Source organism: Psychrobacillus sp. NPDC096426 (assembly GCF_044762745.1).
Taxonomy (GTDB): Bacteria; Bacillota; Bacilli; order Bacillales_A; family Planococcaceae; genus Psychrobacillus.
In genome coordinates, this window is record NZ_JBIWEX010000015.1 from 40,092 (window position 1) to 62,471 (window position 22,380).

Sequence of the window (22,380 nt, forward strand, 5' to 3'; positions counted from 1 at the left end):
ATCAAAAAATACTGTGGACCGCACATCGGTTCACAGTATTTTTGTGGTGAGGTTCATTACACGACATATTTCTCCGCGTCAATTAATTTAACAGAAGCTTCCCGTTTTTTAGTAATGACATTATACGGTGTGTAGCGAGTTAGTTTGCGAAGAGCAGAAAGCATCATTCGTAATGTATCACCTTCTACTGATGCGATTAGCGTTTCTTTCGCAGCTTTTTCGATTTCATCAAATGCTTCTTGGCAGAAGATTTGCGTATAAAGCAGTTTTTGGTTTGACTTTTCTACTCCGTCACGACCAATTGCTTTTTCTGTACGTAATACCGCAGATTCCATTGCAAATAAGTTATTTGCGATATTAGCAATGTTCACTAGTACTTCTTGTTCTGCTTCTAGTTTTGTACCGAAACGTTGTGCAGCAAGCCCAGCAGCAAGTAACCCAATTTTCTTCGCATTCGCTACTAGTACTTTTTCTTGTGCAAGTGGTGCGTCACTTACTTCTTCCGGCATCATCATAAGTAACTCTTCTTGTAAGCTTTGTGCTTTTTCAAGTAGTGGCAATTCGCCTTTCATTGCTTTTTTCAAGAAAGTGCCTGGAACGATCAATCGGTTGATTTCATTTGTTCCTTCGAAAATACGGTTAATACGAGAGTCACGATAAATACGTTCTACTTCATACTCTTGCATGAAGCCATACCCACCATGCAATTGAACAGCTTCGTCTGCGATATAATCGAGCACTTCTGATCCTACTACTTTATTAATCGAACATTCAATTGCATATTCTGCGATAGATGCCGCAATTGCTTTCCCATCTTTTTGTTCTGCTTCACTTAACCTGCTCATACGCTCCTCAAAATAACCAACTGTACGGTAGATTAAACTTTCTGTTGCATACAATTTAGAAGCCATCGTTGCTAATTTTTGTTTCGTCAAATTAAAAGAAGAAATAGGTGTTTTAAATTGTTGACGTTGTTTTGAATAGGAAATCGCTAATTCTAATGCACGTTTTGAACCTCCAACAGTTCCAACTCCTAATTTGTAACGGCCAATATTTAAAATATTAAATGCAATCACATGACCGCGACCAATTTCACCTAGTAAATTTTCTACCGGCACTTGTGCATCTTGTAAAATGAGCGTGCGTGTAGATGAAGATTTGATGCCCATTTTCTTTTCTTCGGCTCCAACAGAAACACCGGGAAATTCGCGTTCTACGATGAATGCAGAAAATTTATCCCCATCCACTTTTGCATATACAACAAATACATCCGCAAAGCCTGCATTGGTGATCCATTGTTTTTCCCCATTTAAAATATAGTGCGTACCCTCTGCATTTAGCTTCGCCGTTGTTTTAGCCCCTAATGCATCTGAACCTGAACCTGGCTCAGTTAAAGCATAAGCAGAGATTTTATCCCCAGAAGCAGAGTTTGGTAAATATTTTTCTTTTTGTTCTTCATTCCCAAAAAGAACGATAGGTAAAGTTCCGATCCCTACATGTGCACCATGTGTAATAGAAAAACCACCAGCTACAGATAATTTCTCCGCAATTAATGCAGAAGAAATTTTATCTAATGCAATTCCACCATATGCTTCTGGGATATCAGCCGCTAGTAATCCAAGATCACCTGCAGATTTAAGTAATCGAACGGAATGTTCAAACTCATGATTTTCCAGTTTTTCTACTACAGGTAATACTTCATTCGTTACAAAGTCTTCTGCGGTTTTCGCAATCATTTTTTGCTCATCTGTAAAATCCTCTGGAGTGAAAATACGGCTTGCATCCACATCTTCTACTAAAAAACTTCCACCTTTAATAACATCCTTCACTTCTGTCATGTCCATTTCCCCCTATTTTTTAGTAATCAAATACGCCTCGGCGGATGCCACAGGACGCGGCGCTCCTAGCCAGAGTTCCTTGAAATTCAGCAGTTATTGTTAGCTCCTGCGCAAGCTCGTCGCAGAAAACATTTGCTTCCGCTTCTCTTCGTTCAGCTCCGCAGAAGACATTTGCTTCCGCTTCTCTTCGTTCAGCTCCGCAGAAAACATTTGCTGAATGAAGTTATAAAAGTTCAAAAACGCCTGCTGCTCCCATTCCTCCGCCGATACACATCGTCACAACTCCGAATTGTTTTCGTTGACGTTTAAGCTCGCTCATCATCTTCAATGTCAAAATAGTACCTGTCGCTCCAAGTGGATGACCTAGTGCGATTGCTCCACCATTTACATTTACTTTGTCTATATCAATACCTAAATGACGTATAACTTGGATTGATTGAGAAGCAAACGCTTCGTTCAGTTCCCAAAGATCAATATCGTCAATCGATAATCCCGCAAGCTTTAATGCTTTTGGAACAGCTACAATTGGACCAATCCCCATTACGTCTGGTGCAACTCCTCCTACTGCAAACGAACGGAATTTAGCGATCGGTTTTAACCCTTGTGCTTCTGCAACTTCACGGTCCATTACTAAAACTGCCCCTGCTCCGTCTGAAGTTTGCGAAGCGTTACCTGCTGTTACCGATCCGCGTACATTAAATGCTGGTCGTAGCTTTGCTAGTGTTTCGATAGACGTACCTACTCGAACACCTTCATCCATTTTGAACAAAAACTTTTTCTCTTGGGCTTTATTATTTTCATCCACGAAATGCTTCACTACTTCTACCGGAACAATATCATCTTCAAACTTGCCAGCAGCAATTGCAGCTGCAGCAAGTTCATGGGAACGAACAGCAAAAGCATCTTGGTCTTCTCGGCTCACACCGTATCTAGTTGCCACTTGCTCCGCAGTATGGCCCATCCCCATATAGTATTGTGGAGCCGTTTCTGCTAGATGCACATTCGGTCTAATTGTATTTCCCATCATCGGAACCATACTCATCGATTCTACTCCGCCTGCAATAATTGCTTCGGAATGCCCGAGCATTATTCGTTCTGCCCCATAAGCAATTGATTGTAAGCCAGAAGAACAAAAACGATTAATCGTAATGGCAGGAGTCGTATCTGGAAGACCCGCTAGTGCACCAATATTTCGTGCTACATTCATCCCTTGTTCTGCTTCTGGCATGGCACAGCCTAATATCAAATCATCAATCGGCCCATCATAACCGCCCGCTCTTTTTAATGTTTCTTTCACAACTAGTGCTCCAAAATCGTCTGGACGAACGGTTGCGAGAGATCCTTTTTTCGCTTTACCAACCGGTGTTCTTGCACCTGCTACGATAACTGCTTCACGCATGAGTTTTCCTCCTTTATCACCTACGCAAAATTAGTTGCGTAATGGCTTCCCTTTCACTAACATATGTTGCATTCTTGCTTGTGATTTTGGATCGGCAACTAAGCTTAAGAATGCTTCTCGCTCTAAATTAAGTAGATATTGCTCATCCACTAAAGTACCGTATGGAACTTCTCCACCTGCAATCACATACGCAAGTTTTTTCGCAATTTTCAAGTCATGCTCACTAATATAACCTGATAAAAACATGCCTTCTGCACCTAAAAGTAGAGTTGCAAATCCAGGCGATCCTGTTACAGGAACCTTTTCTCGTAACGGTGCTTTGTATCCAGCATTTGCAAGATTTAGTGCAGCTTGTTTTGCATCATATAACTGGTGATCTGGATTCACACTAATTCCATCTGCAAAGTTTAAGAAGTTGTTTTCAAGCGCTTCTTCCCCAGATGTGGAGACCTTCGCCATTGCAATTGTTTCAAATACTTTATTGGCAACGTATTGATAGTCCACTTGAACGCCTTTTGGAAGTCCTTTTAAATGCTTCATATATAGCTCTTTGTTTCCGCCACCACCAGGTATTAGTCCAACACCAGCTTCCACTAGACCCATATAGGTTTCAGTCGTAGCTTGAATATGGGCTGCAGGTAAACAAGCTTCAGCCCCGCCGCCTAGTGTCATCCCAAACGGAGCCACTACTACCGGTTTAGAAGCATATTTAATTTTCATCATCGCATTTTGGAAGCTTCGAATGACAAAATCTAATTCAAATAGATTATCATCTTGTGCTTCCATTAAAATCATGCCAAGGTTCGCTCCAACACTAAAGTTTTTGCCTTGGTTCCCAATAACAAGCCCTTTGAAGTTTTTCTCCACTTCATCAATCGCAAAGTTAATCATTTGAATGATGTCGAGTCCAATTGCATTCGACTTAGAATGGAATTCTAGTAATGCAATTCCGTCTCCTAAATCTATTAAACTAGCGCCAGAATTGGACTTAATGACACCATGTTTTTTCTTATAACGCTTCAGATCAATTACCTTTTCATTGAAAGAAACGATCGTGTAGTCATTTCCGTCGAAGTAATATAGATCACCATTTTCTTCTTTATAAAATGATTCGAACCCTTTATTTAAAAGCGACTGGACGAAAACAGGAATTTCCTGTCCTTCTGCTTTCATTTTTTCAACTGACTCTTTTACACCAATTGCATCCCAGATTTCAAACGGTCCTTGTTGCCAGCCGAATCCCCATTTCATCGCTTGATCAATAGAGACGATATCGTCTGCAATTTCCCCGTGTAGCTCAGCAGAATAGATAAGCATCGGACTCAAAATGCTCCACAGCAGTTCACCAGTTCGATCTTTTGCATATGTTAACGTTTTCACTTTTGCCGCTAAACCTTTTTGCTGCTTCGCCATTTCCATCGATGGTGTGTTTAGCTTTTTGACAGGCTCATATTCTAAAGTTTCCGGATTTAATTCCTTAATTTCTTTGCCTTCTTTTAAGAAGAACCCTTGACCTGTTTTGGAACCAAGCCAATTATTTTCAAGCATTATATGCATAAAAGCCGGTACTTCAAACACTTTCTGTTCTTCGCCAGTCGTTAGGTCATAGACGTTTTTCGCAACATGTGCAAACGTATCTAATCCGACAACATCCAATGTACGGAATGTCGCAGATTTTGGTCGCCCAATTAGTGGACCAGTAACCGAATCCACTTCCCCTACAGAATATCCACGGGCTAGCATTTCTCGAAGTGTAATCAGTAATCCATACGTGCCAATTCGATTAGCAATAAAGTTAGGGGTATCTTTGGCTAAAACAACCCCTTTTCCTAAAATGTCCTCTCCGAATTGCTTCATATATTCTACTACTTCAGGATCCGTTGTTTGAGCTGGTATTATTTCTAACAGCTTTAAATATCGTGGTGGATTAAAGAAATGCGTTCCGAGAAAATGCTTTGCAAAATCTTCTGAACGTCCTTCTACCATTGCATTAATACTAATACCAGAAGTGTTGGAGCTAATGATAGTTCCCGCTTTTCGTACTGCGTCTATTTTTTCATATAAGCTTTTTTTCACGCCCAAGTTTTCTACTACTACCTCAATGATCCAGTCGACTTCTTTTAGTTTCTCCAAATCATCTTCTAAGTTACCTGCAGTAATGAGTTGTACATTTTTAATAGAAGTAAGAGGTGCCGGTTTTTGCTTCAGCAATTTTTGTAATGCATTTTGAGCAAATTTATTACGCAACTCGGGATGCTCTAATGTTAACCCCTTTGCTTCATCATCTTTACTCACTTCTTTTGGCACAATATCTAACAGTAGTGTTGGAATACCTATATTTGCTAAGTGAGCTGCAATTCCAGACCCCATTACCCCCGAGCCAAGAACCGCTGCTTTTTTAATTTGAAAAGTCACGTGCAAAAGCCTCCCCATTGTTTTGAATGAATACTCATTCATTTTATTGATAAAAAAAATAGAAACACTCTCTATGACTATTAGTTTAGAACAATTTTTAAATTTTCGCAATAATAAAATGAATTATTTCAAGCAATTTTCTTTCTAGTCTTTCTGAAACAGTGTAAACTACAAGAAAAGTGTAAGCGCCTATGTCTGCCCCGACAGGCAAAGAACTTCTGCGAGCAGGAGCAATTATCCATTTGCCTCCGAGGGGCAAGGCACTGGAACTAGACATAATAACAATTATTGGAGGTAAATATTATGAACAAAATTACAACTGCAGAACAATTCAATGAAATCATTTCTGGTGACAATGAAGTACTAGTAAAATTCGAAGCTGGCTGGTGTCCAGATTGCCGTCGCATGGAAATGTTCATCGACCCAATCATTGAAAAATATAACCAATATACATGGTACGAAGTAAACCGTGACGAATTACCGGAAATCGCTGAAAAATATGAAGTAATGGGTATTCCAAGCCTTCTTATTTACCAGAATGGCGAGAAAAAAGCACATTTACACAGTGCAAATGCAAAATCTCCTGAACAAGTAACAGAATTTCTGGATGCTCAGAATTAATATCGCAAATTTATTATGCCCTTTGAAACTTTTAATAAAGTTTCAAAGGGCATAATGCATATAGTAATATTTGATTTAACACTATTTAGTTAGTTATTTCATCACGCTAAGTTATTTTGTTCAATGCATTCGTAGGGGATTCCCCTCTAAGTACCGATAAGACAGAATCAGCAGCGAGCATCCCCATTTTAAATCTTGTTTCTACCGTCGCTGATCCTATATGTGGTGTAGTTACGACGTTTGGAAACTTCAATAACGGATGATTGATATCTACAGGTTCTTGTTTATAAACGTCTAATCCAGCTCCCGCAATTTCTTTATTTCGCAATGATTCAATTAAAGAATCTTCATCGACGACAGCACCACGTGATCCGTTTATAAAAATAGCGTTTTTCTTCATCAACTTAAATTCAGCAGCACCATACATATTTTTCGTTTCTTCACTTAGTGGAACCATATTACAAACGAAGTCCGAACGTTTCAGCAAGTCCTGAAGACTACAATATTGTGCATCATAAGTCGATTCGATTTCCTCATCACGACTTCTATTATGATATAAAATTTCCATACCAAACCCAAATTTTGCTCGTGTTGCAATTGCCTTTCCAACTCCCCCCATTCCAATAATTCCTATCACTTTTCCGTGAACATCAAGTCCAAATAAATCTTCGTCAATCATTGCATCCCAATTTCCTTGTTTCACATATGCATCCAACTCTGGTATTCTTCTAGCAGTAGAAAGAAGTACGCCGAACACTGCATCTGCTACAGTCTCATTCAAGATGCCTGGAGTATTTGTTGCTATTATATTTCGTTTTGTTAATAAATCTAAATCCAAATTATCATATCCAACCGAAATATTGCTTACTACTTTCAGTTTGGGACTATTTTTCAAAATCTCCTCATCTATTTTTAAAGCAGAACCTAACAATGCTACCGCATCATTCAGATGAGAGATGAATTGCGGATATGTTGATTCATCTAATTTTTCAAAATAAACAACTTCACATGTTGTACGTAAATAATCTAAAACACGTTGATCTACTTTTCTATAAACGATTACTTTTTGCATGATTAGCTTCCTCCTAATTAATTTCCAGCATAACTATTAATACCTCTAATTGTATGGTAAACGAATAGCTCAATCAATCAATCAATATTCCGAAAATTATAACAACTATATTTTTATATTGAATAGATTATGACAACGTGTAAATTAGAATTAAACGAACCTTATGTTAAATATAAGTTACACTTCTTATTTTTTATCTGTACACCATTAATTCAAAACGAAGTGAAACAAATAGGACTGTGCACCGGCTTAAACCACTCGTCTAGCATTTTGATATTTACATTATTTATAACAACTGTCCCATAATTATATAACGTTTCTATAGAAACACATCCCATCAACCAAGAACTTAGATCATGAATACCTATTTTAATATTTACATCTTCAGTGGGATTCGATAATTTTATAGCTTTCCAAAAATCATCATGATAAATGACTTCGTATAAGCCGTTTTGTGTTGGTAAGAAAGTGTCTTCTATTTCTAGTACTATCCTTGTATATTGATCCGGTTTTCTAAGTTGATGGAAATTCATTTCGTGAATAAAATCAATAATATTTGTTATTCGATACATCAGTCCTGTTCCCGATGTTGCCACTTCATGATATGCACTTGGTATAAGATGATTCGAATCATTCAATGGACTTTCAAGTGCATGCAAAAATGATTTATCATTTGTCCGAAAAATAATTCTATCCACTTGATCTTGCTGTGAATGTAACCAAGCTGCTAATTGTTTATAACCAGTCGGATTAGTCCAAATCCATTCGTGGACAATCATATGTTGATGTAAAAAGTGACTATCTTTTACTGGTTCTAAAGTAAAGGCTAATGCACCTAATAGCTGCCCGTTTTCTATAACACCAACATAATTCGTTATTGCATTTTTAATTCGTTGTCGTTCGGTCCATGTTCTTTTAATCATCCCATGATTTTTTTGTGTATAGTCGTTATATAAGGATACGATTGCTTCCTCATCTTTGGGAGACAAGAACTTAACCATTCCTTTTTCTCCATTTGTAACAAGAGCATTTGGTTTAATTTTAAATTCATATTTCATCGGTCCATAGCCATAACCCATCTTCCGATAAAAACCTGGGTTAAACGGGTACAGTGATACTAGGACTACATTTTCCTGATTAGCATACTGATGGAAATGAGACAGAAGTTTGTTTGCAATTTTCTCTTTTTTATGTAGAAGATGGACTGCAACCATACCAATTCCAAAAACACGCTGAAATTTACCATTTACATTACATTCAAAATCATTCAAACGATACATACCTTGAAGTTCTTCTTCCTCATTAAAATAACCAAAATATTGAATACCATTTTGTTCTTCTTGCTCTTTCGTTAAACGACCTACAAATTCCATTTTTTTCTCTGCTGTTTGGATGTTCATGCCTGGATACGCAAAGGCTGCAATGTTTGCCGCTGCTTCTAAGTCTTGCTTTTGTAAAAGTCGAATCAAGTTATTCTCCCCTTTCGAAATAATATGTAGAATTAATAGCCATTTTAATTATAGTATATTCCTAATATTTAGATAACATATTTTCTATTGCTTACATGGTTGCAACTTAGTCAAAGTATGTTCTAATTTATACTTAGCGCAAAATAAAAAAGAGTTCTTCCTAACGGATTAGGAAAAACTCTTCTTTAAGGTGAGGTTACATATGAAAACTCAATTACCGATTCAAGGTCTATCTCAATATGACTCGTCTATCCAAACAGATTTTCAAACATCGGCATGTGGGCCTGTAACCGCATATGTTCTACTAAACTATTTAATGCCGGATACTTATTCGGATACTCCGAATTCTCTTTACGACAAATTAGGCGTCACCCGCATTGGATTATTTACCCATCGATTTGTTCGTAATATGCGCATAGTACTCGGCTCGAATTGGCATATTGAAAAATGTTCCCTTCATACAGCTCTACGTGAACTTAAAAACGGTCGACCAGTTGCACTCAAATTCGATAAATACTTTTCGTTAAAGTGGAACAAGAAATCAACATTCGCTTATCACTGGGTACCCCTTATCGGATATGAAATAGAAAACGATGAACTTGTTTTAATCATTCATGATAATGGGGCTCGAAATCGTGAAAGTAAAATTCGCAAAGTTTCGTATAGCCAAAATGCATCGATTTTAACTTTCATTCGAATTACACCGACATCTGCCATTTAGTTTTGAAGCTGTCTTGCTAAAATTGTATAGCCGTGCTCATACAAATAATCGAATTTCGAAGACGAGATGTCTTGTACAAGTAGATGATCTAATTCTGCTTCGATTGGTACATCTCTTTTAATCGTTGCAAGTTCTTTCGATAATTTCAGCATTTCTAAGTCTGTTTCAATCTTAGTTCGTTGCCCAGCTTTCAATAAATGAAGCGATTCAATTACTGCCTCCACTGTTCCATACGTTTGCACTAATTGTAATGCCGTTTTCGGCCCAATTCCTTTTACTCCAGCATACCCATCGCTAGTGTCTCCCATAAATGCTTTTACATCCGGGAATAACAATGGTGAAATCCCATACTCTTCTATAAAACGTGCTTCATTGTACACATCATAAATCGTAAATCCTTTTTTTGTAAATGCGATTTCCGTTGATGGATGCAATAATTGCAATAAATCTTTATCTCCACTTACAATAGTAAACTTTGCATCATCTTGCCATTTATGTGTAATAGAAGCGATTGTATCGTCTGCTTCCATCCCAACTACTCCGAAGTTTGTCCATCCTAAATGCTCAGACAGTTCTTGTGCCATGTCAAATTGAGGAATTAGTTCTTCCGCAGGCTTCGGACGGTTTGCTTTGTATCCATCGTAAATTTCATTTCGAAATGTGTGCGCCCCTTTATCCCAACATATCGCCATATGCGTAGGTTGCATTAAATTTTGTGCAGCTAATACATGACGAGCAAATCCTTGTACTGCATTCGTTGGAATCCCTTTATCGTTTTTAAAATAATTTCCTGACATTGCGGTTGCAAAAAACGAACGAAATAGTAGAGCCATTCCATCTATTACGAGTACATGTGGTTTATCTTGATTCATATTCAACATCCTTTTTCATTGATTAAACACTAGTATAACATGTGTGTTGAATCAATAGAGTATGGGTATATAACTAGAAATATATACAAAGGAGGATTAGTGAATGGACATACATAATGGCACGCTTTATTGGCCAACTACAACCACCCCTTTTAAACCTCAAAGTACGAAAGAAAGGCTAGATCTATATGATGTAGTAATCGTTGGTGCTGGCATGTCTGGTTCTTTAACAGCGCTTGCTTTAGTTGAAGCGGGATTGTCTGTCGCCATACTAGATAAACGAGATATGGGCTCTGGTAGCACAAGTGCAAATACGGGTTTACTACAGTATTCAAACGATATTATGCTGTATGAATTAATTGACCAAATTGGTGAAAAAGAGGCTGTCCGCTTTTATAAGCTTTGTTACGACGCGGTGGATGGCATTGAAAAAATAGTAAAACGACTGCAGATAGATGCTGAGTTTATTCATAGACCTAGCATTTGTTATGCAAGCAACGAAAAAGATGTCGATAAGATAAAAACAGAATACGCTACTTTGAAAAGGTATGGGTTTCCATGTGACTATTTCGAACAAGATGAAATAGAAAAGAAGTTTCCATTTTCCAAGTTAGGTGCTTTAGTTACCTTTAATGATGCAGAAATAAATCCTTTAAAATTTGTACAAGGACTTTTAAAGGAAATCGAAAGCCTTGGAGTACATCTATTTCCGTATGTGGACGTACAAGATGTAGTGACAGAAAATGATAATCTGGAGATTCGTACATCCGGGCAATCATTTTATGCCCAACATATTATTTATACGACTGGCTATGAAACGACACCTGTTGGTAAAAGGATTGGAGCAGATATTAACCGCTCGTATGTATTTGTTAGTAATCCAATAAAAGATTTATCTGATTGGTATAAGAAGGCCCTTATTTGGGAAACAAAACGGCCTTATCTATATATTCGAACAACCGCAGATGGTAGGATAATCGTAGGTGGATTAGATGAGGACAAACCAGAAGCCCCTTTTTCAGACGAATTAATTTTGAAACGCGCAAACAACTTATTAAAACAAACGAAAAAACTATTTCCGAATTATGACTTGAACATTGACTATGCCTATGCAGCGAGTTTTGGAGAGTCCATCGATAATCTACCATTTATCGGAGAACACCCAACTAAAAACAATCAGTATTATTTGTTAGGGTATGGGGGAAATGGAACGGTATATAGTATGTTAGGGTCAATAATATTAAGAGATTTGATCACTGGCAATAGAAATGAAGATGCGGAGATCGTTCAACTACATCGGAAATATGGAGTGACATAAAAATACGAAGGGATCTAATTCTCCCTTCGTGTTTTTTCATGATTTTCATACTTCTGTGACATTTTTCTATTTTCTTCCTCTTCCAATTCCTTTCATACTAACCTTTTCTTTTGCCCATAAAAAATTTCTATACGTTTTAGCTCTTACCGTATTTGTAGAAAAGATAGTGTTTCTTGTGTAACTATACGAATCATCATAAGAAGTTACGATTCGTATAGATTGTTCCTTCAAATTTCTTGCTTGCAAATAGTTGGATAATTTAACAGGAGTACCCCCACTCTCTACTAACCCATGTAAATAAAATACTGCACTTTTCTTTTGTTTAATAATTGCATCAAAAATAAACATAATGACTCGATCCAGATCTCTTTTTCGAGCAATTATATCCATATAATGTGCATTATCAAGAGCTATAAACTTCCCTATATAGCCAAACCAAGTTTTTTTCAATTGAATGGGGAAAAATGCAATAATACGTTTATGCTCTCTTACTGCATATATTTCCACTTTTTCATTTTCACCTACAAAACGCCACCAATTATAAACAAAATCATACTCTAAAGATGGGTTCGTATTTTGATTTTCTGCTGAAATAGCCGACCACTCTTTCTCATACGCTCCCAAATGTTTATACGTGTTAATTACAATGAGCTCCAAATAATCCTCCATTCAAAAGATGATCTAGCCTTTTACTTAATCCTATTGAATTTAGTATATTCACCCTTTCTATTAAAAATGAACTAAGGAGTAATTTCCATCCAAATAAAAAGTCCAATCCCCGATTAAGAGAAAATTGGACTTTGCTTCACCACAAAAAGATATTTTTGTATAAATATGATTTAATTCCTTTCACATATATCTATTAGAAAATACTCAAATCCCAAGTTTTAGCAATTTTCTCTAATAAAAATACACCTGCTACACTGCTGCCATACTCGTCAATTGCCGGTCCATAAATACCTATTCCACAGCCATCTAATAATGGAGAGTCTTTCTGTCTAACACGTGGAGGTACAGCAGCCATAACACCTCCAGAAACCCCAGTCTTAGATGGTATTCCAATAAAAGCAGCAAATCGACCAGAATTATTATAGACCCCACAAGTCAGCATGAGGCTTTTGGCTAACCTAGCAACTTCTTTAGGAAGAATTGGTTCTTTACGAATAGGATGATACCCGTCATGCGCTAATATTAACCCGATTAAAGCAATGTCTTCTGTCGTTACTTCGATCGAGCATTGTTTCAAATATACTTCTAATGCTTCCTCTACCTCTATTTCTAAATAGCCTGTTTCTTTTAAATAATAGGCAAGTGCTCTATTTCGATTTGCTGTTACCCATTCGGAGCGGAACACCTCTTCATTATATGTAAAAGATTTTCCTACCATTTTCTCCATTAACGTTAGGACGGATTCTAACTTTGCTTTCGGATTGCCCCCTGGAAGAATGGAAGAAATCGTAATGGCCCCCGCATTAATCATCGGATTGAGCGGTTTTCCTAGCTTATGCATTTCTAAACGAATAATCGAGTCAAACGGATCACCAGTTGGTTCTAAATCGACTCGTTCTAATACATAAGGAATGCCATGATGCATACATGCTGCTATAAAACTAATGACTTTCGATACGCTTTGTAGCGTAAAAGGAACTTCCCAATCACCGGAGTTTAAAATAATTCCATTCGGTTCGATGATCGTGATGCCTAAATGCAACGAGTTGGCATTTTCCAATGCTGGAATGTAAGAGGCATTTTTCCCCTGTGAAGTGAAGGTGCGATAATATGTTACCCACTCATCCACTAATTTCTTATTTTTACTATTCCTTTGAGCAATTGTATCTTTACTACTTTGTTCTATCGCTTCCATCCCCCATTCTATAACTGCTCTTATATCGTAGATAATAGTAAAAAAGCTACGGTACCGCTAATTACGGTAGTTGTAGCTTTTACTTCATTTATTATATTTAAACCAATAGACTACTCCCAATAATTAGCCATCAAAGATGTTGCCCATTGCGGTTGTTTTATTTCCCCTTTTGGCAAAAATTCGTTCATTACGGGCTTTATATCTATTACAGGAGTACCATCTATTGCATCTAATCCCCTCACAATGAGAGTATTACCCTCTCGCTTAATCAGTTCAACAACTGTTAGGCCTATTTTATTTGGTCGATTTTTCCCTCTTTGTGCAAAAATGCCGACTTTCGGATACTCATGATTATTTCTTGGATACCTTGCTGAATATTGAATCTTATCACTTGAAACAAGGTGGAATAGAAAAAGAATTTCCAAATGGCTGAAAGATTCGATGCCATCTAAACTAGATGTATCCCATTCATTCAGTAATTTTATTTCGGAAATGACATTACCCCAATAATCATCTTCTGGAGTTTTACGTTCATTTTGTACTACCCCAATAGAACTGATAGTATACTTATTCACATTTCCCACTCCTTTATAGGAAAATAATAACATACAAATCAAAAATGAAAATGACGTATTCATTATAAAGAGTAATAAGTAATTCTAATTGAAAGCAAACGCTTCTACCTATCATTTGAACACCTTAGTTCTTCTACGTCTTAGGTCGTAGTTAAAGTTAATTCTAAGGATCAATGTGGAACATTTTTCTATTTTCTACAATGAAGTAGAAACTGAAACGATAGAAAGGAGTCTGCATTTTATTCGTTTAAATTTGTCATTTTAGGAGGATTTATTTCTATGTCAACATTCACGAAATGGGCTTTTAGTAACAAAGCCGCCATTACATTATTAACTGTTTTAATATTAGTGATTGGCGTTGTTAGTTATTTTAGATTACCGATGGAATTTTTACCAGCTGCTGATAATCCGCAAGTTACGATTATCACAATGGGTCAAGGAACTGACTCCAAAACAATGGAATCGGATGTCACCACCCCGATTGAAAGAGCAGTTACTGGACTGAATGGAAAAACATCCGTCTTTTCACGTACTGGTGACGGGTATTCGAAAGTAGATCTAGTTTACGAGTCTGGCTATGATATGAAACAAGCAAAAATGGATGTACAAGATGCTTTAAGTAATGTGAATTTACCGCACAATATATCCAAGCCAATCATTTCACAACTTAATACATCGATGATTCCAATTGTTAATATTGCAGTCACCTTTAATGATGGACTGACTACAGAAAATATGGATTTTGCACGTGATGAACTTCAAACTAGATATCAAGATATAAAAGGTGTTTCAAGCGTTGAGATCTACGGACTAACAGATTCTGTAATTTCAGTTAAGATTGATGATGAAAAGATGGCTGAAAATCAAGTCTCCCTCCAAGCAGTTATGGGGATTCTAAATGGTCAAAATACTGCTGTAGCTGTTGGCGAGAAAAATATTGATGGAAAAACAAGTAATATTAAAGTGATCGGCGATTTAACAAGCATTGAAAAGTTAAAAGGACTGACTGTTGCACCTGATGTAACGCTTGGGGATATTGCCACAATTGAGGAAACAAAAGATACGAATTTCGTCAGCCATTTCAATGGTAAGGATAGTTTAGATATAAGCATTACAAAAGATAGTCAATCGAATGCAGTAACTATCAGTAAAGAAGTTGCAAAAGTTACAAAAGAAATTAATGAAAAGTTTAAACAACAGGAATCTACTCTCTACATTTCCTCTGCTGATTTAGTTGAAAATTCCGTTCATACGATGATAAAAGAAGTGCTTCTCGGTGCTCTATTTGCAACGATTGTAATTATGCTATTTTTACGTAATATCCGTTCAACCTTTATTACAATTGTATCTATTCCATTATCCCTGTGCTTCACCCTATTCCTCCTATCCATGTCTGGTGTGACATTGAACATTTTAACGCTTGGGGGAGTTGCAGTTGCAGTTGGACGTTTAGTAGACGACAGTATAGTTGTTATAGAAAATATTTTCCGTAAAATGCAAACGGAGAAATTCTCTGTGAAGATGGTTATTGATGCTACGAAGCAAGTTGGAGTTGCTATTACTGCTTCTACATTAACAACAGTTGCTGTTTTCTTACCTATGAGCTTATTGAATGGAGGACTTCAGGAATTCCTGCTACCATTCGCATTAACTGTTACCTATTCGTTGCTTGCTTCTTTAATCGTAGCATTGACTGTTGTTCCATTAATGAGTGCAGGATTATTAAAGAATGCAAAGATTCCAGAACATAAAGCCGCTGTTCGTTTTCCAAAAGTAGTGACATGGTCTTTGAACCATAAATGGATTGTCTTTACAATTTCTATACTGCTGTTTGTTGGTTCCATCGGGGCTTACTTAGTGATTCCGAAAGGTGCAGTTGACAACTCTTCAGCAGATTATGTGGTAGCTACACTAAGCTACCCGAATGATACACCTATTGATGAAGTGAAGAAAAATACGTTTGATCTTGAAACCTCTATTTTAGAGATGGATGAAGTACAATATGTCTTTGCACAAGTAGGTTCTCCAGCAGAAGCAGCACAATATGGCTGGGTTGGATCCCCGACAGAAGCATCTTTCAGTATTTTATTGGAAGATAAAAAGGATACCGATATTGTTGTAAAAGAAATGGAAAAGAAAAAAGATCAATACGCTGATGCCAAATTTGAAGTAAATACAGCGTCCTTTATGATGGGCGGAGGAAGCACGAATATCACAATTGATGTTGTTGGCGAAAATATAACTGACCTTGAAAAAGTTGCAACAACAATAAAAGAAAAAGTACAGAATATTGATGGCGTTGAAGAAGTTACCACAAACCAAGATGAAAAGAAAACAGTATACTCCCTAGTTGTAAATCCGACGAAAGGAAATACTGAACAAGTTGCACAACAGTTAGGGGTCATGTTAAATAAAACGCCGATTGGTACGATTAATTTAGATGACAAGCAAAAACCTGTGTTTTTAGAGCCTATTCTTGATGCAAAAAAACCGGAAGACTTAGAAAACATCCAAGTCATGACCGGAGTCGGCCTAGTACCTGTATCTGATATCGCTACATTACAAAAAGATGAACGCTCAACAAGCCAGTTCCATAAAGACGGAGATGCTTACCTTCGCGTGACAGCATCCGTTGATCCAACCAAATTATCAGAGGTATCCAGTGCGGTAAGTGTAGAGATATTCGGTGATAACGAGAACAAAAGAGGTATAGACATTCCAGAAAATATAGAGGTCCTAATTGGCGGTGCTAGTAGTCAGCAGTCCGAAGACTTTACAGATTTATTCCTAACCATGCTTGTTTCCATAGGTATTGTATTTTTAATAATGGTTATAACATTTAAGTCTATAAAAGCACCAATTGCCATTCTTTGCTCACTTCCACTTGCTGCAATCGGAGCAATTTTAGGAATTCTCATTAGCCGGATTCCAGTAGATATCACGGCACTATTAGGAGCATTAATGCTAATAGGTATCGTAGTAACAAATGCGATTGTGCTTTTAGACCGTGTAAAACAAAATGAGCAAAAAATGATCATTCGTGATGCACTTGTCGAAGCAACAGCAACAAGAATGAGACCAATCTTTATGACTGCGATTGCAACAATCTGTGCGATGCTTCCATTATTAATGAAGCAAGCCGAAACAGGCAGCTTAGTATCTCAAAGCCTAGCAATTGTTGTTATTGGGGGATTAGCGATGGCTACCTTGCTAACACTAATTGTCATCCCTTGTATATATGAATTGCTTTATTTTAGGAAGTCTAAGAAACAGCGGATGAATCAAGTTTCTGAGCAAGAGGTTTCTTCTTAATGTGAACATGGTAAAACGAGACCATAGCTTGAATGCAAAGGTCTCGTTTTTATTGTTCGTTCTTGTTAATTCGAAAAGTTTACCGTAATGATCTAGTATATTAATACTTCCGATAGTGTTCGGATTTAACCGTTAGAGCAAGTTTTGGATACTTTCCTTTATTAAGTTAATGATTCATTAGTTGTATGGCCGGTCATTAGATCAATTAAATTCTTCAATATAATTCCTTTTCCTATATCATTGAAAACTACTCGTTGATAAGCTTCTCTATTATAGTAGCCTTCAATACCTTCAATTCCATATGCAATGGAATTGCCGTTTACTACCGTACGCTTACTATTATCATGTATCTTTTCTTCACTTAACACACCAATTTCCTTCAACTTTCTATTTATTGCTGCTCCAGTTAATTTTTTTGAAACGTTTTCATCTATTACTAGATTTACCGCCCGTGCAAACTCATTTATGCCTATGAGCCCTTTTGGCAACTCCACTCTCTGTATTTGCTCTGGGGTAACCACTACTATATTAGGGCGTTTCTTCTACTTGTTTTTCTCTGCTTCTTCTCAAGTTCACTATCTAAAAAATTTATCAGGACAAATAAATGTCTAATCACTTGAGGTTTGTTCAATAAATGGTCTGACATAATAAACGATCCATCTATCGGTTTAATGCCATTTACTTAGTTCCTCCCAAACGGTAAATGCATTAGCTAGGATTTCGTCTTTCATCGCTCTAAATCCTCCAATTAAGATACAACAACCTCATTTGGAAGTAAATTGTCATAAATGTACTTTTAACGCAACAACTCGATTCTCAACGCAAAAATCGAATCAAAATTGAATTTTAACCCCTTTTATCGTTCCAAAATAAAATTTCTGACACTCATCCTTGAAAAAACTAAAAAACCTCGCAGAGATTACTCTCCACAAGGCTTCCTGTAACCAACAAACAAAATTATCAGAATTGCGTTCAAACTTTTTTTCTGTCACAGGGCCATTTTCCACATTGACGTACGAAAATATAAGAAGTAAAATATTAACCTAAAGTGTAGTTATTACGATTTGCGAGTTAGCATACAATTAATGAGCATCGATTTGGTTATTCGTTTAAATAATTGCAGCAGATAGGAGAGGTATAATGAATATCAATTCGAAAATTCCAGTATATATTTTGAGTGGATTTCTTGGAAGTGGCAAGACTACAGTCTTAATAAAAATGCTAGAGCACTGTAAGGAGAAAGGACAAAATCCAGGAATTATACTTAATGAATTAGGACAAGAAAACGTAGAAGGCCATTTATTTGAAGATAGAAAAGTTGTAGAACTCCTAGATGGTTGTATTTGTTGTACCATTCAAGATGATCTGAAAGAGACAATGAACAATTTAGTTGCAGAGATGGATAACAATCCTTTAGAAGTTTTATTTATTGAAGGGACTGGAGTGGCAAACCCGCTTGAAATACAAGAGATATTATTAAGCGTTCCCTATGTGGACCAATTTGAAATTATGTCAATCATTTCGGTGCTTGATGCTAGCCATTTCAGAGAGTATCAAAGTATTTTCGCAAGCTCTAGTGAAGTGCGTAAGCTAATAAAGGAACAAATTACCTGCGGCAGCCTCTTATTGTTAAACAAGACGGACCTTATTGGACCAGAGGAGCTTGAAAAAGTTATACGTAAAATTATACAAATAGGTGGAGACGAAACGAATATTATCCAATGTAAATTTGGCCAAATAGATAACGATATATTGTTTGAAAAACGTTTTCAATCCTTTGTTTTGAACCCGCAAAATACCGATATTGTCCATGAGCATGGACATCATCACTCTTTTATTCAAGCGATTAAATTAGAAGATATTCCATCCTTTCCGATAAAATCATTTGAAAAATGGTTTAAAAGACTTCCAAGTAACGTCTTAAGAGGAAAAGGGTACATCGAAATTGAACATACAAATGAACTTTTAAGCTTTCAATATGCTTCTAACAAAGTGACATTTACTAAACTACCTACTACCGTCCATAAAAAACCAATCATTATTTTAATCGGGACTGACTTAAACAATGAAGCAATAAATGAACATTGTAAACACTTATTAGAAGGAATTCTATAAAAGAATATTTTGCTAGGGTAGGTGGATAATCCATGCGAACGAACAGGATCTCATTGTGGAAGGAAACTTTTATCTTCCTGATTTTTGGTGTAATCATCTTTTCATTTATGGCTGCTGAATATATTGAAATACCTTTTGAAATCTCTAAGACTTGGTTAAATGCTGGCACTATATCCTTGAGCATTGTTTTAGAGGCATTGCCCTTTGTTTTTTTAGGTGTATTTGCTTCTGCCTTCATCCAAACTTTTGTATCAGAAAACACTGTTCAAAAATGGATTCCGAAGAATTCCCTTATTGCAATTGTACCAGTAGCATTATTAAGTGCGCTTTTTCCTGTCTGTGAATGTGCTATCATTCCTGTAGTGAGAAGACTGATCAAAAAAGGAATGCCTCTGCATTTGGGAATTATTCTTATAATTGGGGCTCCTATATTAAATCCGATCGTTTTCGCTTCTACCTACTATGCATTCCAATCAACACCCGGTATTGCCTATGCTAGAATGATTTTAGCATTTATATTGGCGATTATAATAGGCATTGCGGTGTTTATCTGCTATCGAAATACGAATCAGTTGAAGTGGACCACAACAGAGTTTTTAGATAGGCATGTGAAAATTGGGGAAACAAAAAGCAGTTCCAAGTTAAAACTTTTATTGTTTAATGCGACCGATGAGTTTTTTGACATGGGAAAATACTTAATTTTCGGGACAATCTTGGCTAGTTTATTTCAAACCTTTTTTAATCGAGAGATATTAGTTAGTATTGCTTCAAGCGACATTGTATCCCCACTTGTAATGATGGGTCTTGGCTTTATATTGTCTTTATGCTCAGAAGCAGATGCATTTGTAGCGTCTTCATTTGCTCATACATTTTCTACTAGCTCCCTACTAGCATTTTTATTATTTGGGCCTATGCTAGACTTAAAAAGTTGCTTGATGCTCCTTGCCTATTTTAAATTTAAATTTGTCATTGGCTATATGGTGATTGTGACAATATCCGTTTATGCAGTTATTTTGATCTTTCAACATTTTATATTGTGAGGTGGGATTATGCGAAAAGAACCCGATTATAGGTTTCATATTTTTTTGAGAGGCGTTATTTTGATTGGTTTTTTCTTGCTCCTCTTCAAATTACTAATCTCTGGTGATATTCAAAACTTAATTGCTCCTAAAATGATACCTTTTTCTTATTTATCTGTGTTGATATTACTAGTTTTAGGCGTTATGCAAATATGGCGTAGCAGTTCTAAAAATCGTACGGATTTATTTTGCAATTGCGGTTTTAACCATAACAACATGGGATCTTCTCTTGGAAATTTTTTTATATATGCATTATTTCTATTGCCCATACTTATTGGTTTTTGGTTTCCAGATACTATTTTAGACAGTTCAATTGCGGCAAAAAGGGGTATCAACTATGGATTCGACTTGTCTACACAAAACACCGTTTTTTCTGATGACCCATATCTTAGTGCTGATATTACGTATAATAATGATGGTTTAGATGGAGATAACGGAGTTGTACTAGATCCTCTACTCGGAAATAATTTATATGATGGCTTTGATGAAAGTGTGGAATATAAAAATAGAGAAGAGTTAAAGAATGAGCTTTTAAATAGTTCAAAAATTGTCGTAAAGGATGAGTATTACTTAGACTCTTTAGATATAATCGTTAATAGTATTGACTCTTTCGTTGGAAAAGAGATAGAACTAATAGGCTTTGTTTTTAAAGAACCAGATTTACAAGCTGATCAATTTGTTGTTGCAAGATTTGCTGTCTCTTGTTGTATTGCAGACTCTACTGTTTTTGGTATTATTGCCTCCACGGATATGTCCCATCCTGTTGTAACGGATGAGTGGATACGAACAACTGGTATTATATCTAAAACAACCGTAGATGACTGGGAGTTGCCAATGATCCAAGTGACAAAAATTGAGCGAATAGATCAACCGGAAGATCCATACGTGTATGAAATCTATATGCCTTACTAACGTATATGGCATCTAATAAAAGATTAATACAAAAAAGCATGAGCAAATTGCATCATGCTTTTTTAAAACGTTCAAATAGACTCATCTCTCACTATTTCGCTGACTATAAGCAAAAACAACCATCCCTAACCCCAAGATTGCACAAACCATATACATAGACAAATCCACTACCTGTCCCAAGCCAATGAACACGTTACGATTGGAATGAGGTAACACAAATGATAAATAAGTCGTTAATTTCGGGTATACAATAGCTTAGGCTATCCCTATTAAAATCGCTCCTGTATATAAGAACAATGCCCAGCTTCTCGTTTTCTTCATGCTACTTCAGCTGAAATATTGGAGTTAAATAGCTTCATTTCTCTTTTCATTCTTATTAAAAGGTAATCATTACCCTTTAAAATATAGAAAATCCCTTTTAGAACTTATCGACTTCAAAGAATTAGTTCTTAAATAAAAAAACACGTTTGCCTTCTACTTGAGGAAAATGATTTGTGTAGTCTATCCACTCTACTTTTTGGCATCGAACTTCTATTTTTTCATGCAGCTCCGCCTCTATTTCTTCCATCCATCGCACAACATTATCGTAAGGCAAGTTAAAGCGAGAGACTGCCAAGTCAAATGGTGAGTGTTTGAGTAAAAGTTGGCAAAATTCATCTACATTCTCTGCTTTTTCCGCCAAACTATCTTCTGTATTTACAATAAATCGATAAAATTCTCTTTTGTGATCCGGAAGCTTTGCTACCTCACTTCGAAACAAAAACTCCACAAGCCGTTCATTCAAATTACTCACCTCAC

18 protein-coding genes and 1 pseudogene are annotated in these 22,380 nt (G+C 36.5%); 7 read left to right on the forward strand and 12 right to left on the reverse strand.

Annotated elements, in window-relative coordinates; genetic code table 11:
* Positions 1–56: 56 nt before the first annotated feature.
* From ACIQYS_RS13505 to ACIQYS_RS13515, 3 genes are all read right to left on the reverse strand, one after another.
* The gene (locus tag ACIQYS_RS13505) at positions 57–1,838 is read right to left on the reverse strand and encodes an acyl-CoA dehydrogenase family protein (protein WP_402980767.1); all 1,782 of its coding nucleotides are present in this window, start codon (positions 1,836–1,838) and stop codon (positions 57–59) included.
* Between the two features lie 223 nt (positions 1,839–2,061).
* The gene (locus ACIQYS_RS13510) at positions 2,062–3,237 is read right to left on the reverse strand and encodes an acetyl-CoA C-acetyltransferase (protein ID WP_402980770.1); all 1,176 of its coding nucleotides are present in this window, start codon (positions 3,235–3,237) and stop codon (positions 2,062–2,064) included.
* A gap of 30 nt (positions 3,238–3,267) precedes the next feature.
* Complete coding sequence (locus ACIQYS_RS13515) at positions 3,268–5,670, reverse strand: 3-hydroxyacyl-CoA dehydrogenase/enoyl-CoA hydratase family protein (RefSeq protein ID WP_402980773.1); 2,403 nt, start codon at positions 5,668–5,670, stop codon at positions 3,268–3,270.
* A gap of 285 nt (positions 5,671–5,955) precedes the next feature.
* On the opposite strand from ACIQYS_RS13515, the gene ACIQYS_RS13520 reads away from it, so the two are divergent.
* Positions 5,956–6,273, forward strand: coding sequence for a thioredoxin family protein (locus ACIQYS_RS13520; RefSeq protein WP_402980776.1), 318 nt, complete (start codon positions 5,956–5,958; stop codon positions 6,271–6,273).
* 106 nt (positions 6,274–6,379) lie between these two features.
* Here ACIQYS_RS13520 and ACIQYS_RS13525 read toward each other — a convergent pair whose 3' ends face one another.
* Positions 6,380–7,345 carry a 2-hydroxyacid dehydrogenase gene (locus ACIQYS_RS13525; protein WP_402980779.1) on the reverse strand — a complete coding sequence of 322 codons (966 nt, stop codon included), beginning with the start codon at positions 7,343–7,345 and terminating at the stop codon, positions 6,380–6,382.
* Between the two features lie 212 nt (positions 7,346–7,557).
* Positions 7,558–8,814, reverse strand: a complete 1,257-nt coding sequence (locus tag ACIQYS_RS13530) for a GNAT family N-acetyltransferase (RefSeq protein ID WP_402980782.1) — start codon at positions 8,812–8,814, stop codon at positions 7,558–7,560.
* Between the two features lie 202 nt (positions 8,815–9,016).
* Between ACIQYS_RS13530 and ACIQYS_RS13535 the strand changes: the two genes are divergently transcribed.
* A complete protein-coding gene (locus ACIQYS_RS13535) occupies positions 9,017–9,535 on the forward strand; it encodes a C39 family peptidase (protein ID WP_402980785.1) in 519 nt (172 codons plus the stop codon).
* Here the strand turns inward: ACIQYS_RS13535 and ACIQYS_RS13540 are convergent.
* Positions 9,532–10,407: a 5'-3' exonuclease gene (locus tag ACIQYS_RS13540; protein WP_402980788.1), complete on the reverse strand. Its 876-nt coding sequence runs from the start codon at positions 10,405–10,407 to the stop codon at positions 9,532–9,534. The two genes, ACIQYS_RS13535 and ACIQYS_RS13540, sit on opposite strands and share 4 nt — an antisense overlap.
* A 103-nt stretch (positions 10,408–10,510) precedes the next feature.
* On the opposite strand from ACIQYS_RS13540, the gene ACIQYS_RS13545 reads away from it, so the two are divergent.
* Positions 10,511–11,725 carry an NAD(P)/FAD-dependent oxidoreductase gene (locus ACIQYS_RS13545; protein ID WP_402980791.1) on the forward strand — a complete coding sequence of 405 codons (1,215 nt, stop codon included), beginning with the start codon at positions 10,511–10,513 and terminating at the stop codon, positions 11,723–11,725.
* Positions 11,726–11,791: 66 nt separating this feature from the next.
* On the opposite strand, the gene ACIQYS_RS13550 is transcribed toward ACIQYS_RS13545, so the two are convergent.
* The 3 genes from ACIQYS_RS13550 to tsaA all read right to left on the reverse strand — a co-directional run bounded on the left by ACIQYS_RS13550 (position 11,792) and on the right by tsaA (position 14,197).
* The gene (locus tag ACIQYS_RS13550; protein WP_402980794.1) at positions 11,792–12,382 is read right to left on the reverse strand and encodes a GNAT family N-acetyltransferase; all 591 of its coding nucleotides are present in this window, start codon (positions 12,380–12,382) and stop codon (positions 11,792–11,794) included.
* 205 nt (positions 12,383–12,587) lie between these two features.
* Positions 12,588–13,589 (reverse strand): glutaminase, encoded by a 1,002-nt coding sequence (locus ACIQYS_RS13555; protein WP_402980797.1) that lies wholly within the window; start codon positions 13,587–13,589, stop codon positions 12,588–12,590.
* Positions 13,590–13,699: 110 nt separating this feature from the next.
* Positions 13,700–14,197 carry a tRNA (N6-threonylcarbamoyladenosine(37)-N6)-methyltransferase TrmO gene (tsaA, locus tag ACIQYS_RS13560; protein WP_402980960.1) on the reverse strand — a complete coding sequence of 166 codons (498 nt, stop codon included), beginning with the start codon at positions 14,195–14,197 and terminating at the stop codon, positions 13,700–13,702.
* Positions 14,198–14,443: 246 nt separating this feature from the next.
* Here tsaA and ACIQYS_RS13565 point away from each other — a divergent pair, with 246 nt between their 5' ends.
* Positions 14,444–17,476 (forward strand): efflux RND transporter permease subunit, encoded by a 3,033-nt coding sequence (locus ACIQYS_RS13565; RefSeq protein WP_402980800.1) that lies wholly within the window; start codon positions 14,444–14,446, stop codon positions 17,474–17,476.
* A gap of 161 nt (positions 17,477–17,637) precedes the next feature.
* On the opposite strand, the gene ACIQYS_RS13570 is transcribed toward ACIQYS_RS13565, so the two are convergent.
* Entirely contained in the window at positions 17,638–17,964 is a 327-nt protein-coding gene (locus ACIQYS_RS13570) for a hypothetical protein (protein ID WP_402980803.1), read from the reverse strand.
* 652 nt (positions 17,965–18,616) lie between these two features.
* Here ACIQYS_RS13570 and ACIQYS_RS13575 point away from each other — a divergent pair.
* From ACIQYS_RS13575 to ACIQYS_RS13585, 3 genes are read left to right on the forward strand one after another with little or no spacing between them, the layout of a single operon-like run.
* The gene (locus ACIQYS_RS13575; RefSeq protein WP_402980806.1) at positions 18,617–19,591 is read left to right on the forward strand and encodes a CobW family GTP-binding protein; all 975 of its coding nucleotides are present in this window, start codon (positions 18,617–18,619) and stop codon (positions 19,589–19,591) included.
* A gap of 32 nt (positions 19,592–19,623) precedes the next feature.
* Positions 19,624–20,631, forward strand: coding sequence for a permease (locus ACIQYS_RS13580; RefSeq protein ID WP_402980809.1), 1,008 nt, complete (start codon positions 19,624–19,626; stop codon positions 20,629–20,631).
* A 9-nt stretch (positions 20,632–20,640) separates the two neighbouring features.
* Complete coding sequence (locus ACIQYS_RS13585; protein WP_402980812.1) at positions 20,641–21,582, forward strand: TIGR03943 family putative permease subunit; 942 nt, start codon at positions 20,641–20,643, stop codon at positions 21,580–21,582.
* Between the two features lie 81 nt (positions 21,583–21,663).
* Here ACIQYS_RS13585 and ACIQYS_RS13590 read toward each other — a convergent pair.
* Positions 21,664–21,882, reverse strand: a pseudogene (locus ACIQYS_RS13590) (staphylopine family metallophore export MFS transporter CntE); the annotation flags it as partial.
* A gap of 142 nt (positions 21,883–22,024) precedes the next feature.
* The gene (locus ACIQYS_RS13595; RefSeq protein WP_402980815.1) at positions 22,025–22,366 is read right to left on the reverse strand and encodes a hypothetical protein; all 342 of its coding nucleotides are present in this window, start codon (positions 22,364–22,366) and stop codon (positions 22,025–22,027) included.
* Between the last annotated feature and the right edge of the window lie 14 nt (positions 22,367–22,380).